4 protein-coding genes and 1 pseudogene are annotated in these 14,943 nt (G+C 46.2%); 2 read left to right on the top strand and 3 right to left on the bottom strand.

Features of this window, described 5'->3' with window-relative positions; translation table 11 throughout:
- From GX089_00605 to GX089_00615, 3 genes are all read right to left on the bottom strand, one after another.
- The coding region (locus GX089_00605) for a hypothetical protein (protein ID NLP00971.1) at positions 1 to 1,217 on the bottom strand (1,217 nt) is incomplete at its 3' end.
- A 71-nt stretch (positions 1,218 to 1,288) separates the two neighbouring features.
- Complete coding sequence (locus GX089_00610; protein ID NLP00972.1) at positions 1,289 to 7,174, bottom strand: hypothetical protein; 5,886 nt, start codon at positions 7,172 to 7,174, stop codon at positions 1,289 to 1,291.
- Positions 7,175 to 7,425: 251 nt separating this feature from the next.
- Positions 7,426 to 12,744 carry a hypothetical protein gene (locus GX089_00615; GenBank protein ID NLP00973.1) on the bottom strand — a complete coding sequence of 1,773 codons (5,319 nt, stop codon included), beginning with the start codon at positions 12,742 to 12,744 and terminating at the stop codon, positions 7,426 to 7,428.
- A gap of 235 nt (positions 12,745 to 12,979) precedes the next feature.
- On the opposite strand from GX089_00615, the gene GX089_00620 reads away from it, so the two are divergent.
- Together GX089_00620 and GX089_00625 are read left to right on the top strand one after the other, a co-directional pair.
- Positions 12,980 to 14,353, top strand: coding sequence for an alpha/beta hydrolase (locus tag GX089_00620; protein ID NLP00974.1), 1,374 nt, complete (start codon positions 12,980 to 12,982; stop codon positions 14,351 to 14,353).
- Positions 14,354 to 14,833: 480 nt separating this feature from the next.
- Positions 14,834 to 14,943: pseudogene (locus GX089_00625) on the top strand (IS630 family transposase).

Consider the following 14,943-nt stretch of genomic DNA (forward strand, 5'->3'; position numbering starts at 1 on the left):
GAACGCGGACCTTTACCGAAATCAAAACCAACATCTGTCAGAACTGTGGATGCGTTATAACCCTGCCACTCCATTCCTGCCGCGTAAATAAACGGCTTCAGAAGACTTCCGGTGGAACGGGGGAGAGCAGCACAATTGATAGCACCTCCATGTTTGCTGTAATAATCAACCGATCCGATATAAGCCAGTACGTGGCCGTTTTCAAGATCTACAACCATCGCAGCGGCATTCCTTGCTTCAAACTGCTGCATCCTTGGATAATCCAAGCGCAGTATCGTGTTTACTGAATCCTGAATCCTGGAATCGAGAGTAGTGCGGATCACTCCGCTGCCTTTCCCATCAAGCTTTGATTTGCAAGCCTCGATAAAATGGAAACTCGCATCGCTTCTGGTCTGCTTCACAGGGCGGCTAAGTGATGAAAGCTCAGACAGAGCCTCAGAATGTGTGGCTGGTGAAATCCATCCATACTGTAAAGATCTATCTATTATCAACTTCGCGCGCCGCCTGGCAAGTGCAAATCCCTTGTCGTTAAACAGATTGAAACGTGAGGGGGCTTTTGGAATCGATGCCAGCAGAGCGGCTTCCGCAGGGCTTAAATCCTGTACAGGTTTGTAAAAGTATCGTCTGGATGCACAGGCTGCACCTGAGATCCGGTTGCCATAGGGGGCAATCCGGAAGTAATGACGCAGGACACGCTCTCTGCCGAACACAGTTGTCATCCCCAGCGCTGCTGCGGCATCATGAACTTTGAAATACCATCCTCCACCACTGCCTCTCTGAAGGCGGGCCACTTGCATGGCAATGGTTGATGCTCCGGAATACCCCCGGCGCCTGATGTAATTATCAATAAATGCCCGCCCCACAGCATAAAAGTCTATTCCGGGGTGATAATGGAAACGCCTGTCTTCCGCTGCCAGAGCTGCTGTGACCAGAGTCGAAGGAAGACTGTCCGGCATCTTCCAGTAACCGTAATCCTTGTACTGGTTTTCTACAGAGGCAATGAAGGTATGTGTCCTGTCAAGAAACAGTCTGGATGGATAAAGCTTTTTCAGCCGTGTGTCCGCCAGACCGTGAATTATAGCAATAGTAAATAGAAGAAAAAATACTGATATGAAGATAAACAGACCGGCAGTAAAAAGCCTTTGACTTAAAGAGAGTCTTGAAAAATGGTATTTACATTTTTTCAGTATACTCCTGGATAGTTCAGTTAAAATCATAAAAATACTGCTGCGTTAGTTTCAGACAGGGAGAACACAGGCTGCTATGCCGTTGAACCCTTTTACGTTCTTTACTCCACTTCTACCACAACCCTCGTTCCCGGACTGCACCCGAAAGTTTTCATGTCATACATCATTTCAGCACGAGCCGGGGGATGGCTGAATTCGCCCTCAACTGTCGCGCGCAGACGAAAATAAAAATCGAAAGTTCCTTCGGGCATCTGCTCGAAATAAAAAACTACCCGATCATCAAGGTACGCCTGATAGTCACCAGCACTTGTCGTTTTTCCCATGGGACGGGCATTTTCTCCACTTGTCTCCAGACGGGGATTCATGTATTCAAGCCCGGCGGCAAATGGGGCTGAAACTGCAACAAAGTAACGGTTAGCCGGATTTTTAACCTGCAGATGTTCCTCAATTATATCTCCCGGCTTTATCCTGTGAGTCATTCCTGCACTGTCAAGCCAGACACGCCGTGTTGATCCGCTGTCGCTTATGAAGATAAACTCCCGTTTCACTACAAATCCCTTCTGCACGGCAGGAGCCTTGCTTCCTGGTTCTTTGGGCATGAACCGCTGCGAAAATTTCACATGTATCGGTTTACTCTTTCCTGTTTTATCAAGCGTGAAAGCTGTTGTGGATGGATCTGTCCACCTGTAACTGAGGGTACTCTCTTTCCCTGTATTGGATATAATCTTTGTGGTATTCCCGTGTTTTATAGAGCCATTGAAAGGAGTACTCGGTACATCACTGGTGATAAAACTTCTTAAAGCCAGCAGTGCAAGGCAGTTTGCCTGAGTTGACCCCCAGTCTCCATCCTTACCAAGAGAAATGAGTTCATCAACAAGCTGATTGAGCTTTTCCGGCCGTTTCTCCTGCTGGCTGAACGCACTAATCATCGATGCAAGGGCGGTAATCTCATTTGTATGTACTCGCGCTCCAGTCCTGAAACAGCGTTGTTGGAGTCCGGCGAATACCTCTTTACCGGAAACCATCTTGAAAACAGTCTGCTCCCAGATATGTTTCCCAAGTGATTTCAGTTCTGAACCCAGAGCCGCGCTGTTTTTAAGAAGTGCTTCATAAATACGCGACTGGCTTTGAAGATCTGCTTCACCGGTCTGGGAAGAGAGCTCGCGGGCGTAGCCGATATCGAGCTGACCCGCATTTGCAAGTGCGCGGAGAGCGGCAGACCGCTCAAAGAATACATGGCCGTCAAGAAAATGACTGTAATCGGTTCTGAGTGCTCTCTTAAGGGCGTCAAGAGCTTTCCTGTACATCTGCTCATTGAACTGATACCCGGCACCGGAGGTTTCATTTGCACGTTTGACTTCTGTCAGGAACTCAACTGCGTAAGAGGTCAGATAGACATAACTCTGTGCACCTGGCCAGTAAGCAAACAGCCCATCTTCGCTCTGTACCTCTGAAAGATAATCCATGAGCTGAGCCACGTCTTTCTTTACCGACTTTGCAGGAGCCTCAAGACCGAACTTCGACCAGATATCATGATAAACAACCGCCGGGTATGCACGGCTTATCCTCTGTTCAGTGCATCCGTGAGGATACTGGACAAGAGCGGTCATCCCGGCAATCGCTTTCAGTATGCCCAACTGGTCGCTTATCACAAGCTGCCTTGTCAGTGTTCCCTCACGCACGGCACCTGTGAGGGCTGGAATTGACAATGGTTTGTCAGGGGCAACATCTGCGAAGAAATCCTCGTGGATAGCCTCCCTGTCACTTAGTAATGGGAGCTTCACGCTGAATGCATCGGATGCCTTGTCACTTCGCCGGACAACAGACATTGTGATGCTTATGGAATCGGAGAGAAACCGTCCCAGTGAATCGAATCCCGGGTCTGGGACGTAAAACTCGGAAAGAAGGGGAAGCGGCTTTGATTCATCGAGAGTAATATTGCCTCCTGATCCCTTTACAATCTTTACTCCCTTTGCCTCAATTGTCCAGGATGCTTTACCTCCGGGCCCTTCAACCACGCGTGCTACCCCTCCAGCCTTGATCTTGTCTCCTGTTCTTACAAACCTAGGGAGTGAGGGTTGAATAATAAGGGGCAGACGTACCCTGACCTGTGATTTGCCTGTACCGAAACGGTCAGTGCCGGAGACAGCGACTGCACGGACAGCAAAATTAGTCAGATCATCGGAAATTTTAAAGTTCACTGTCGCTTTTCCAGATTTATCAACCTTTACCGATGGATTCCAGTAGGGGACTGTCTTGAAGTTTTGCCTGACTGTCACCTTTCCGAAAAGCTCTGCTTCGCTCTCAGAACCATCCCCTCCCGGATTTTCAGGTATGCGCAGGTCGCCTAAAACCATATTACGGCTGTCGCGCAGAGTAATATGGGAGGAGACATCGGTTGTAAAAGAGGGAAGAGGATCCAGGGGCTTTTCCTTCGCTAGTGAAAGCACCGCCTCATCGACCAGCCACAGTGCGACCTCTCCATCACTGGGCTTCCCGCGTCCGTCTTTGAGGTTTATTGTCATGTCAACGTTAGTACCCGGACGAACGGTGCGGGGATGTATAAGAGAAACATCTAATGTATTATCAATCTGATCTATTTTAAGCCATGTCGTGTTGGCAACAGTCTGAGGTTTCCCGGCATCAACACTCACACCATCGGGAATACGTTTTTCTTTGCTGATGCGCGGACGCATGAGGAGGAAACTCACAGGGATACGTGGAGACATCTCTTTTGTAATCGATAACTCAAAGCTGCCCTGGGCATCGGAGACTTCTATCCAATGGTAAGTCGGTATTCCTCCGGGCTGCTCCACTACCGCAAGGGCCATCGCACGCTGATAGGGACTCTTCAGCAGAATCTTTGCTTTCTGACCCGGCTTGTAACTGACCTTGTCCGGCAAAGTTTCAAACATAAGGTTATCACCTTTTTTCCATGTCACAGGTTTATTTCCGGCAAGAAAAAGGTCAGCCTTCAATAACTGAAGACGTCCCAGTTTATCACGGGAACTAATCTCGAGAATAAATACTCCGGGTTCCTGGTCTGTAAATTCCACCTTAAGCGGTGATTCGGTTGTGGTTACAGTTTTTTCTGCTATAAGCCCAACCGATTCCTGGGTTAAATACTTTGGTTTACCACGGGAGAAATCTGTCTCCTGCAGGTAGGAGATCCATGACATCTTTTTAAGCTGAACTGTTACCTTGTGTCCCGCCTCGAGCTTTCCGGATATGCCCACAGCCACGATTTCTGCTTTTATTGACGAAGAGCCTGTGATATATCTGTCTACTTTCAGACCAAGCGCAAATGGAGGGAGGGCGATAAAGGAGTGACGGTTTGATACGGTTTGCTCGTCAACATCGGTTACCGTAGCTTCACAAATGTATTTCCGGGCATTGCTGTTTGTTGCCGATTGAACATTTATGAGAATTGTGTCCTGTCCGTTCTCTCCTGTAACACTGTTCTGCTCAATAACACCCTGATGACGTTCCTCCTCAACTGCACCGTAACGGCTGTCTGTAGACATCAGAAAACCAGTCACTGTTTCAGGGATATAGGAAAAGGGAAAGGAGGTTACTTTCCAGGATACTCTCTGGCCTGAAACTTTACCTCCGGCATAGTATGATGCGTTCAGACGGACGGTTGCCGGGCGGTCGTTTGGTACCTTGTCAGGCCCGAAGAGTTTTACTTCGAATTTTGGAATTCTGTATGCCTCAACTGCAAAGGAAGTACCGGCTATAACAGTTTTTCCCTCTTCCGGCATCCTTCTGGTAACCTGAACCTGATAATTGCCCGTAGGGAGGTCTTTTTTGACAAGACTGTCGTTGAAGCTGAAAACATCGGAAAGCTTGATTTTATAATTGTAATGGTCTCCGGATGGAGAAAAAATCGTCATCTCGTAAATTGCTTCTTCATCCGGCTTCATAATATTTCCATGGTACAATGTGCGAATATAGCCTTTTATGTAGACAGTCTCGTTGGGGCGGTAAATTGGGCGTTCTGTAAAAACAAAGGCAGCAGCCTTGCGATCTTTGCGGAAATCGTAGCGGTCGTTTGAAAGCCACTCAAACCAGGATGAGCGTGATTGAAACCAGTGACGGTTGGCGAATGCAGGAGGCGCCTCGGAGCTTCTGCTATCAAGAACAAGAATATCATCATCTTTGGAGATGGTAATTCTCTTGATAGCACTATTATTGAACAACTCCTTCAGTGATTCACTGTGTTCAAGTACATACATTCCATTTTCATTTGTTTTTCCCTGGATAAGTTTGGAAAACTCTTTTTCTTTAAGCCCTTCGATTCTTATCTCTGCACCGGCAACAGGCTTTCCTGTAGAAAAAGAGGTGACAGCGAAGAGTACCTCGCTTTTTGCTTCTACAGTGCTGACACATAGATCTGTTGCCTGTACCCGGATATAGGACCGCTCAGTAGATCCGTCAAGCGTTCTGAAACCCACAAGATATGTTCCAGGACGGTTCTCTCCGGAAATCTTTGTAAAAAGAGGACGAAGATCGATCGACTGGAATCTTGAGACTCCCTCTTTATCCAGATCGATTACATCTGAGTAGTGTGGACTTCCAAGCATCTTCATGTGCTGTGAGATCTCATGAGAACTAAGAGGAGATGCTATCTCCTTTTCCAACGTTGGCTCCTCTCCGGGGCCGGGAGGAAGGCTGGTTTCACTCACTGTAACAGGGGAGTGGGGATATGGCCAGAAAGCTTTGTGGTGAGGATCAATTTTGTAAACACGAACATCGATACTTTTTATTCCGCTGACAGAGAGGGGAAAATGCTGGGGGCCGTAACGCTCCACAAGCCCGTTTCCCTGTCCCCAGCGCACATACTGTTTGTCCTGGGGCTGGTAGCAGAAAAAACTGCATTGATTTTTGAGCTGCAGAGTTCTTCCGTCGCTGTCCTGTATGTTTACGGGAGATAGTATGACGTTGTAAAGTTTTTCCTGCTCTACGGTAAGCTTTATTGTAAGGCGGGTACCGGAAAGTGACCAGTCCATTTTCCTTGGAGCAGGTGAAAAATTGACAAAACTTTTAACCTGGGATAGTGTCAAAGAGGCGGGGCGGGCGGAGAAATCAATTATAAGGGTCCCGTCCTGAGATAATCGCAGAGCCTGGTCACGCCCGTATGCACTGCCAGTCGGGTTCATTGTGAACTGATATTCGTAAGTCCCGGCTTTATCAATTGTAAAATCTTTCCTGGTCTCAAAGAAATACACCCGTCTGGCTTCCGCCAGGTCCTTCTCTGAAGAAAGACGCACAGTGGTCCTTACCCGCAGCCCGTTTGGTATAGGTTTTTTGAAAATAAACCAGTAAGTATAAGAATTACGGCTGGAATTTTCCGACATTTTTATGGTGTAATCCGCAACTGAGTAACTCCGGCAGTTCTTTGTTTCTATGCCGGGCAGGGGGCAGGCTTCAAAAGATACGAGTTTGGCAAGAACTTCAGTGGGTATCTGCTGTGTAAAATTGAGGCTTATACGTGAAACCGGGTCCAGTTCACGGCTCCCCGAAGATGGGTTTATGCTTGCAGGAGGCATCAGAAGTACTGTAAGTGTTTTACTGACATTCTCTGATTTTACAGTATATGTCTGCATTGCTTTCCAGGGTACTGTAGGACGGAATTCTATTGTTCTGGGATCGAGCCAGCGATATTCCCCAGGATGGGAAGGCTTAATTATTACATACTTTTCGGGTTCGTCAAGTGGACCGCTTCCTTTTGGATTCATGTCCCTGTTGTACATGATTGTTACAGGATCATATTCCCGGAGAAAAGTTCCAGGCATTATCATTACCGGTTCTCTGCTCTGATTTGAAACCTGTTTTAAATCGGCTGGAGCATATTCATATGGCTCACCCGAAAAGAGAGAAAAGGCCAGTAAAAAGATCATCAGGGTTATTCTGCAGAGATGTGATTCCAGGGAAAATGACCTGCGTGGTTTTCCTGACGTCCTTTTCAAAGAAATAATGATTCCCATAAATATTCCTGACAGTGTTTTATTAAGTCAAAATGAGAAGGTGCTCTTCCTTATATTTATCCTGTATCTGTTTATCTTACTTTCCAGAGAGATAATTCAGATACAAATAATAACAATGAATCCTTTTTTCTATAGTTGATACAAAAAAACAATACTCCTCTTCTTCATATTCTTCCTCAGCTTCGTTGTGTTCCTCCCTGTTTATCTCCACATGTGATGAGCTTTCCCGTGGGGAAAATCCGCTCCCCACATCAGAATTTATCTTCTGTCTGACTGTAGAACGGTCTTGGACCCTCTGCTCCTGAGATAAACCACTTTACAAGCTTCTCAGGCGGCTCATTGGGTGGAGGTTCCTGTCCGAAGAGAAAAACTGTACACTCTGTACCCTCAGCAGATGACGGAATACGGATCCAGAGATAGTATGTGCCTTTGTCCAGTTTCAGGAACTGCTGCTTTCCCACAGCAAGCGGATTACTCTCATTGTCAAAAAGAACAGCATTTGCAGTTTCCCTGGTCTGCCTGAGACCTATACCGAAAGCCGACTTTTGAGAAACATCAAAGGAAAGCATCCGGCTCTCCCCGGGAGCGATAAATGCGCTGAAGGGAGACTTCTCGCTCAATTTTTCAACTGGTCTGAAGATAACCGATAATTCCGCGCCATCCAGGTTTGATCCTGCGATTGGATGAATCCCGAGCCTGTATTTACCCTTGACCAGAGGAAGATCCCAGTTAAACAACTCCAATGCCTCCTGATAATGTACAGCCTTGCCATCCTTAAGCAGTATCGCTGAAAGCGGGCAGGGCACACCGAGATTAACATGCCGGGTGTCTTTTATGTCAAAGGAAAACCAGTTTGTTGCACCCGAAAGTCTGACCTGCGAAGATTTGGAAATTTTTGTCTCTTTACTGGATGAAAATCCCTGGCCCCATTTACATTCTATAACAGCGGAACGTGAAGATCCTCCGCAAAGATCCATTTTTATCCAGCCTCTGCCATGATCGACTGTCAATAAACCACCGGGCCCGACAGAAGTCCCGCTGGGAATACTTTTCCTCAACAGCCCGTCTCTGCCTGTCCAGTTCACAGCATTGACTGCTCCACTGTAATAGAGGTTTTTCTTTGATGAGGATAGAGAGAGAGGGAGAGGGAGAATCATAGTTCCTTCTTTCAGTGTCTTTACCTCCAGTTTATCACCCATCTTTAATGCTTTTTCCAGTGCATATTCCTGTCCTGATGAAAGCTCCAGTGAAGTGATACTGAATCCTTTTCCCTCCTTGAAACCAAGCAGGTACAAGGCTCCGACCTGTCCTGTAAAATCCTTGACTTTTGATTCATCCTTAGCTACATCAAGAACCCTTGTTCCATCACTGTTGACAATCAATGCTGCTCCGCCGGAAGGAATTGTAACACGGAGCCGGTATCTGGAGCCTTTCGGGAAATTGATCTTGCGTGCTGACGGTTTTTCAGGAGTCCAGGTAAAAACTCCATGACTCTGCTCACCGAGATCTGAAAGCGGCAGTTCCGACCATGTCAGATGTGCTACAGGATCGGTACCATCGGAAACCGGAAGTGAATTCCACACAGCAATCTTATCTTTGTCTTCAGGGAGTGATACAGTGGCGCACTTTCCATCGCTGAACCACACATCGCTTCCAATGCTTATTCCGCAGACATTGAAACCATGAGCATTTTCGGTTCCTCCTCTGAGTACCCCTGAAAGAGGATGATTACCTTCAGAAATGACAGAGAGGAGTGCTACTGATTTTCCAGCCTGTTTTGTGTCAAAAATACAAGGAGAGCTGCCGGATAAATCGACTGTCAATGACTGCCCGTTTTCAAGTACAACCGGTTCGAATTTTGCCCTGAACTTGCCTTCTCTGTCGAATTTCAACTCCACCCATGCATATCGCTCTGTGGATGAGAACCATGGTGAGGATTCTTTTTGGAAAATGGAATCAATTGCTGTGGAAACTGAAATTGCGCTTACCTGGTCACCTTTCATGCGGAAATGACCCGGTGCCCTATCTTGCAGGTCAACCTTGAACCACGCGCAGTGATTTTCTCCCAGAGGTTGTGTTGAAACTGTAAAACCACCGGAAATATCCTTCCACGAGTACAGGTCTGTGTTGATTGTTACACAGGAAACAGTGATTTCTTTGTTTACTGTATAGTCCGACCAGACCCGGATACGATATTCTCCCTCTCTGTCTTTTGGGGCAGAAATAGCAGGGGAGATACCCTGGCTTTGTGCGATCGGTAGCCACTCAGAGCCGACTCTGCGTTCTATCGAGCACCCCGTTTGTGCACTTCCCTGAAGCGCGCAGCAGATTACATCTCCGGTATCCGATAAACTGACAGGGAAAATGCCGATATGACGGTTAAGGTTGCATCTAATGGTCTTTACAGTACCTGAACTGTAAATGGTATCCATTAATGTATCAGCCAGTGATCTCATGAAAACACGAGTTGATGTAAATTGCTCTTCAGGTGAATTGATTTTTAGAAAATATCTTCCCGGCTTGAGAATCCTTGAGATCGCAAAGTTCCAGTCAAGGTAACTATCATCGTTCGATGCGATAACTTTTTTTGCTGATTCATCCAGCAGTTGTGCAGAGACATCCAGTGTCCCCTGGCTCATCAGTTCCACTACACTTGTATTTCCGACACTTACACGGATAGTTTTGGGACGTGTTACATTGTAGCTCAGGTTGTCTATAAGATCGTTTGTGTTGACTGAAACCTGGTAGGGGGCAAGATTTCCTTTGCGAAGCGGCTCTACAAGCAGCCGATAGTTCCCTTTTTCCAGATCGCTTTTTTTTCTGCCGCTGAAGGTGAATTCCGGTGAACCGGAATTGTTTTTGTAAAGTGATACCCTGAAACCGTCTGATATGGAAAGATTGGAGGTGATCGGAGCCGGAAGATTAAATGTAAATACAACCGGTGCTCCGGGGTTGTCTTTTTTTTCCGGGTTTTCTTCTGTCCAGGTAGATGAGACAGGTGTGTTAAGCTCCAGAACGTGAGGCCCTTTCCCCTTGATTTTTCTGGTTTCGCCAATTGCAGTCAGACGTGCGATACGGCGGCTGTCCTGCTGGTATGGAAGTGAGATAAGTCTAAAAGTGCCTTGGTTTAAAAAACACTGATATGGCTCTTTGTTTTCCACAGGCTCAAAAGGCCAGCCATCCATGTCTTCCAGCCTGATTGTAAAATTCCCTTTTTGTCCGATGGATTCGATACGGTATGTTCCGTCGGAGGGTACGTTGAGATTGTAAGTTACCCCGGAGAATGCCGGAACCATGGTCCTGTTGTCAAGGTCTTTTTCCAGCAGTCCTCCATCTATCAATGGATTAAGGTATACAGTCAACCCCAGGTGTCCGCTTGACCTGTCAAGAGTGGTGGCGTCTATCTGGTATTTCCCTGTAAGCAGGTAGACTATTAACATGGCATTCCTGCCGATTCCATTTTGCTGTGCACTTCGTTTGAAAACAGAAAATCGATCCCGGAGAGATAGCCTGGTGGCAAGCCTGCCGGTGGTTTCGATCCTGTAAAATGCCGGCTCTTTTACCTCAAATGCGAAAGATTTGCTGCTTTCGCGGTCCAGATCAAAATACACAACCTTGCCCGGCTCTACTGAAGTGTACCCCGGCAGAGCATCCCTTTTCCTGTCCGGGAATGCGGGTATTGGTGATGAGGCTTTTCGCTCCGGTGCAACAGCTTTAAGAGAGAGAAATCTTGTGCCTTTTTCTTTTTCCCTGATAGTCAAACTGTATGTACCGGAGTCTAATTCCACTCCATTCTCATACGTTTTTCCGTTGATGATGAAGGGAACCATCCTGCAGCTCTCATCTGTCACAGTGATAAAGCGTCTTTTCTCCAGTTTGAGTGGTATATTCACTCTATGACCAGGTTTACTCCAGATTGTCAAAGGCTCTTCAGGGTTAACAGGTAACTTCCTGACGGAGACTGAGTAGGTCTCTGGGGACTGATCGTTCAATACAATTCTGAAGCGTGTTTCCGGAGAAATCTTTAGTTTTGGAAATTGAACTGCCCGACGGGGAGGGTCCCATACCTGATTGTCATCTGTCATACTCAGAACCGCTTTCCCGGCTGAAATAATCCCGTCAGCAAGAGATGCCCTGGAGATTTTCAAAGTGGTTACCCCTTTTGACTCCGGTGTAAGATCAAGGCGATAAAGTCCCCGGTTTAGATCGACATTTCCCGGTTTAGATCGAAAATCAGGGTATTTGAAGTTTTTGGGAGGCTTCAAATAATAACGGTAAATCCGCCACGAGGCTCCTGTACCTCCAGGGGTGATTGTATATTTTCCCCCACTGTCAACCCATACAAAGGTGTTCATCGATTGAAGAAGATTAAACTTGCGTGCCATACCTCTGTCATGGGATACTGTGTCTGCTTCAAGAGCAAGAATCGAACTGTCGGAGAGGTTGATTATGACTCCACTGGCTCCGATCTGATCATTGTGGTTGCCTGAATGGAATGATGAGATCCAGTATTCGGATTCTTCTTTACTGTAAATTTCTGACTTTAATCTGCCCATTGTCTGAAGAGTAATAGTCTGCCCCGGTTTTCCGGTTATGCGGATAGCCCTTCTTTTCATGTATGAATTGAAAAGAATAGAAGCCCGGGGTGTTGCTGATTTGCTGTGAATTGAATCTATGGCTGCACGGCTGTGCTGAAAAAAATTATCACCTGTACTGCCTTCCAGAAAAAGTCGCGACTTATCAGCCTGTTCCACTATCACCCTCTGAGTTCCGGGTGCAATAAGCAGTTGTAAATACCCTTTGGCCGGGATTGTCAAAGATGAAATACTGTTTTCCGGTACCTGTTCTATCCCATACTGAATGTAGAATGGATAATCAGTGCTGTCCAAGGACCAGCTCAGCCCCGGTCCCCCATAAACACCTGCCATGTATGTCCCCTTCTGAAGCCGGGCAACCATGGCTATACCCTTGAGCGGGGTTTCCGGTGTTATTCTGTGTGTGAAATGATAATCTTGAGTCTCGATTATCCATTCACCATTGCGCCAAAGTCGCATGTCCTCAAGACAACGGCCTGTAGCCTCAATGTAAATGGTGGTGTCTGAGTCCACTTCAAACCAGAACGCTAACTGCTGCATGTCACGCAGTTCAAGGTTTATCTCACGCAGGGGAACAAGGTAGGATGGCTTGAAATCTGAAGGAAAGGTAAAAGGAAGAACCCTGACAGTAGCTTCCCCTTTGGCTGTCTTCAAGCCCTGGGTCTGAAGTTTGTACTCCCCAATATCAAGAAACAAATCTATTCTGGCGTTTCTCTCCCCGGCTGCTCCATCACGGATGAAAATACCGTTTCGCCTGTCAGCTACTGAAAGTGCAACCGGTTCCTCACCGGTTGTGCGCAGAGAATAGCGTTCCCACTTTTCTACAGGCAGGATTATGGTGTTAACACCGCCTGACGGTACAGTTCTGGTGAATACAGATTCTTCCCTGGATGAGTTCCCGGGAAAAACAGGTAAAACACTCGATAGAACGACAGCAGATAATACTATGAGCCGGCTGAGAGACTCTTTTATCATTGGTAGCACCTCTGGGGGTGGTGAAACAGTTAATATAATATAGGAGATTCCTGTATCTATCCAGCTTCTTTGCAGCCAAACACCTCATTTCAACAAAGTATAATGAAAAATGGAAATCTGGTTCTGCACATCCATTACTTGATCCTTGTCTGATCAGTTTACCTTTCAGCGTAAATAATTTACCTTTATAAGGTAAACCGCCTCATCCGGATCAACCTGGGAATCAGGAGTAAAGATGATTCTGCGCTTCGCAAAATATCTGCTATTACTGACATTTTTAATAACATGTGTCTGCTCCTATTTCGGGATGGTGACAAAGAAGGTAAGAGTAAGAACAATCAGCAGAATATCACAGTCCAGAAATCGCATTCTGTCTCCTGAAGACTGTATCGCTGTATATGGACAGGTGCAGAATTCCGATTCTTCCTTGCATAATCTCCTTGTGGCTGCCATTTCCCACAAATTCGGAAAAGTCGAAATTGTCGATTACCACCAGGTTTATAAATCCGGTTACTTTTCATTGTATCTGCCCCCTGGTCATTATCCGATGTATGTTTTTGCTGATATAAACAAAGACGGGTTATTTGAGAGCAATGAATGTGTTGGCTTTTACACAGACTCTCCTATGCTATCTGTTAAAAAGAGGAAACAGCAGAGGCTCTTAGGGCCTGTAATCCTGAAAGTTGCGGAAAACAAGGTTTATGACCTTGATTTGCCATTATCCATTAAAGTGAACAAAATGGAGAAAATTGTAGAGTCGAAGTATTACCCTGCAGGTACAATCCGGACTCTTGATGATCATATTTTCTCACCTGATATCGCGATGCTTGGAGTTTATGAACCTGCATCCTTTCTGCAAAGAGCAGGTGGCTACCTCTATGCACTGGAGGAACTGGATACAAACAAAAATCCCATAATTTTTGTCCATGGATTCGGGGGAACTCCCCGTGAGTTCAAATACATAGCTGAGAAGATCGACAGATCCCGTTATGAACCGCTCTTTTTCTACTATCCCTCCGGAGAGCGGTTACAGATGATTGCTGATATTTTCTATGAAATCTTCCTTTCTCAGAGAGTTTTTGACATGCGAAAGAGAAGTGTAGTTATCTGTGCCCACAGTATGGGGGGCCTTGTGGCACGTGCTGCAGTCAACCACTATGTTTCCGATAATAGAGAAGAGTTTCTAAAAGCATTTATCAGCATCGCTACTCCTTATGGCGGGGTAGAATCCGCTGCTGCAGGTGTACAGCAGGCACCTGTTGTGATACCGGCGTGGAGAGATGTTGCATCAGGAAGCGCTTTTCTTGAAAGTCTATATAAAACAAAGATTCCTGAGAACATTCCATTTTATCTCTTATTTGCATTCCGCTCACCAAAGCTGCTAAAGACCGGGGAGAATAGTGACGGTACAATAGGCATTAGAAGTCAATTGTTCCCGGCAGCTCAATTCTCCGCAAAATCTGTCTATGGCTTTGATGAAACCCATACGGGGGTATTAACCAGTGATAAGGTAATAGAAGTTCTCAATGAAATACTGGCTGGTATCGAGGGCCCGGCATATCTGAGCCCTGAAACTATCAATGCCGATACTGTAATCAGTAATAACTGAATAAGTCTCTGTTTTACTATATTCCGGATTATAAATTGTAAATTAAGTGTATCAATATTGAGACTCCCGTCCTGTTTTTAATACCCCATAAGAAGGTTTGCTTTTAAGACTGTTGTAGGGTAGGAGCTGCCTTCGGCAGCCCTTTTTTTTGTGCGCCCGGCAGGGCGCAGACACTTGGTGGTGTAAGTCCACCATGAACCCGACGAGGGGAATCAGCAGATGCGGGCAGGCTGCGGAAGTATCATTCAGTGAAAAATGTGTGAAACAGAGCAGATTAAGATTGACGTAAGCCTGTGAACTGAATAATATTTAGACAGCTTTCCTGATACGCAACTGGGTTTGATGATCATTTAATAAAAATTTTCTTCACTCAACAAGAGGAGTGCTTATGCACAAGTGTATTATTGCAGGTTTGTTGGCTGTGTCACTGGCGTTGTTCTCTGGCTGTGCATCCAACACCAGAACCCAGAGATTCAAAGGCGAGCAAAGGCTGAAAAAGCTGAAATTTATTGGGGTGATGAAACCGGTTTGTCTAGTGAAGATAATCGAGGTCGAGGGTATTCGCCGATAGGAAAAACCCCTGTTCGATA

The organism is Fibrobacter sp., assembly GCA_012523595.1.
Lineage (GTDB): Bacteria > Fibrobacterota > Chitinivibrionia > Chitinivibrionales > Chitinispirillaceae > JAAYIG01.

Bases quoted from the DNA above. Each gene is read 5' to 3' on its own strand.
- GX089_00615 (NLP00973.1), bottom strand. From the start codon at position 12,744: ATGATAAAAGAGTCTCTCAGCCGGCTCATAGTATTATCTGCTGTCGTT.
- GX089_00610 (NLP00972.1), bottom strand. From the start codon at position 7,174: ATGGGAATCATTATTTCTTTGAAAAGGACGTCAGGAAAACCACGCAGG.
- GX089_00620 (NLP00974.1), top strand. From the start codon at position 12,980: ATGATTCTGCGCTTCGCAAAATATCTGCTATTACTGACATTTTTAATA.